Genomic DNA, 677 nt, shown 5'->3' with positions numbered 1-677 from the left:
GGCGAGTGTAGGGCGGACCGAATTGGTTTCGGTAATCCGAGGCGGCGCAAGCGGATCGGGAGTCCAGAGGGTCGCTTCAGCAATCGCAGGGGGCACCGGTTCTTTGGACAGAACGCCAGAGATGGCGATGGGGGTCACCGAAAATGCGCCTGCGACCGCAACGGCCGCCAAGACAGTTCTTATCTTCATGTTGCCCCCTCTACGTCTTCTGTCAGTGCGCGCCGGATCTTCGGCACCGCGAATTCTCTTGGCTCGTGATAGTCGATCATGGTGACGAGCTCACCCTCGGCATCGAACAGGAATACGCCTGCCGTATGGTTCATCGTATAGCCGCCGCCCTCAGTCGGGACGCGCTCAAATGAGGCACGAAACCCTTCTGCAGCGCGGGCAATCTGGTCTTCCGGCCCCGTCCAACCACGAATGACCGGATGAAAATAGCCGACATATTCGGCCATGGCCTCGACCGTGTCCCGCTCCGGGTCGACCGTGATGAAGACCACGTTCATCTCTGATGCTTCGTCGCCCAGTTCCTCAAGCCAGCCGGAAATATCCGATAGGGTCGTCGGGCAGACGTCCGGGCAGTAGGTGAACCCGAAAAACACCATTGTCGGACGACCGATCAGGTTGCCAGGCCCTACCTCATTTTCCTCGTGGTCGGTCAGCCGGAACTCCATCGC

1 protein-coding gene and 1 pseudogene are annotated in these 677 nt (G+C 59.8%); both read right to left on the bottom strand.

Annotated elements, in window-relative coordinates:
• A pseudogene (locus A3764_RS25765) lies at window positions 1–189 on the bottom strand (M23 family metallopeptidase); the annotation flags it as partial.
• On the bottom strand, window positions 186–674 hold the full coding sequence (locus A3764_RS00155) for an SCO family protein (RefSeq protein WP_067951000.1): 489 nt from the start codon (window positions 672–674) through the stop codon (window positions 186–188). The gene A3764_RS00155 and the pseudogene A3764_RS25765, both read right to left, overlap by 4 nt.
• Between the last annotated feature and the right edge of the window lie 3 nt (window positions 675–677).

This window comes from Sulfitobacter sp. HI0129 (assembly GCF_001635395.1).
Lineage (GTDB): Bacteria > Pseudomonadota > Alphaproteobacteria > Rhodobacterales > Rhodobacteraceae > Sulfitobacter.
This window is presented reverse-complemented; position numbering and strand designations above follow the sequence as displayed.

Bases quoted from the DNA above. Each gene is read 5' to 3' on its own strand.
- A3764_RS00155 (WP_067951000.1), bottom strand. From the start codon at position 674: ATGGAGTTCCGGCTGACCGACCACGAGGAAAATGAGGTAGGGCCTGGC.